The 910-nt window shown below is 59.0% G+C and carries 2 protein-coding genes; one reads left to right on the forward strand and one right to left on the reverse strand.

The genetic code is table 11. The features are described 5' to 3' along the window. Positions 1-222: 222 nt before the first annotated feature. Positions 223-615, reverse strand: a complete 393-nt coding sequence (locus EOA22_RS39405) for a hypothetical protein (RefSeq protein WP_244514484.1) — start codon at positions 613-615, stop codon at positions 223-225. Between EOA22_RS39405 and EOA22_RS35375 the strand changes: the two genes are divergently transcribed. Beyond that, positions 559-873 (forward strand): DUF982 domain-containing protein, encoded by a 315-nt coding sequence (locus tag EOA22_RS35375; protein WP_244514481.1) that lies wholly within the window; start codon positions 559-561, stop codon positions 871-873. The genes EOA22_RS39405 and EOA22_RS35375 overlap by 57 nt on opposite strands. The last annotated feature ends 37 nt before the right edge of the window (positions 874-910 follow it).

A 910-nucleotide genomic window follows, 5' to 3' on the forward strand; every position in this document is an offset into this window, starting at 1 on the left:
GGCGGGTCCGACTCTTCCGGGCCCGCTCTTTTTTTCGCGAGACGATGCCGGCGGCGATGAAGGCGTTGACGTGCCAGAATTGATGCCCTCCGGTTTGACGACTACATCCCGCGCTGTGTGGAGTGGCCGCAATGGACATGAGTAAAGGAAAACACAACGCCGCCTTCGCTGCGCTGATGCTCTTCCAGTCAATCTACACTGCTACGCCGGTTAGAGGCCTTGCTACGCGACGGCAAGATCGCCGACGTGCAGGTTGGTGGGCCGAGGGCCTCGCGGACAGACGCGCTGGCAGCGGGATGAGGTGCCAATTGCCAAGAGGCTGCTGGGCTCGGCCGGCCAATTCTCTCTTGAACTGAAAAGAGCCATTTCCAATATCCTCTCTGTGCCGAAGGCGTCACGCAGACCGGCATGTTTTGCCGAGGAATCATCCTGCGTCACCCGAAGAGACACAAGCGCCGCTTTAGGGCTTGAAGGGAGGTCACGATGGAGAGCGCTACGTTCAAACAGCCGATTTTCGTGCGAGATGACAGTTTCGTCCTCAAAAAGATCGGTTGCGTCATGGATGCCATAGAATTTCTGGAAGAATGGCCGGTCGAAAGGCGTGGCCTTCTCCACGGAGCGGCCTGTGATACATGCTACTCGGCGTATGATGGTCGCAAGTCGGTCGAGGCCGCGCACAAGGCGTTTGCGACCTGGGCACGCAGGGTGGGTGTGATCGAAGACGTTCCCTTGGCGCCGTCTTGGATGACAGGGCCGAAGATTGGCAGTGCACACGAACTAACCGTTAAAACTCTCTGCGGCGGCAATCACGCCGCCGAAGCAAACAAATCTGCCACGCGCTCACGAGGAGGAGAGGCTCGGTTGACCAGATGACGGACGGGCTGCGCCGGCAACTCGCGCTATCGTATTC

The sequence above is a fragment of the Mesorhizobium sp. M7A.F.Ca.US.014.04.1.1 genome (assembly GCF_003998745.1).
Taxonomy (GTDB): Bacteria; Pseudomonadota; Alphaproteobacteria; order Rhizobiales; family Rhizobiaceae; genus Mesorhizobium; species Mesorhizobium ciceri.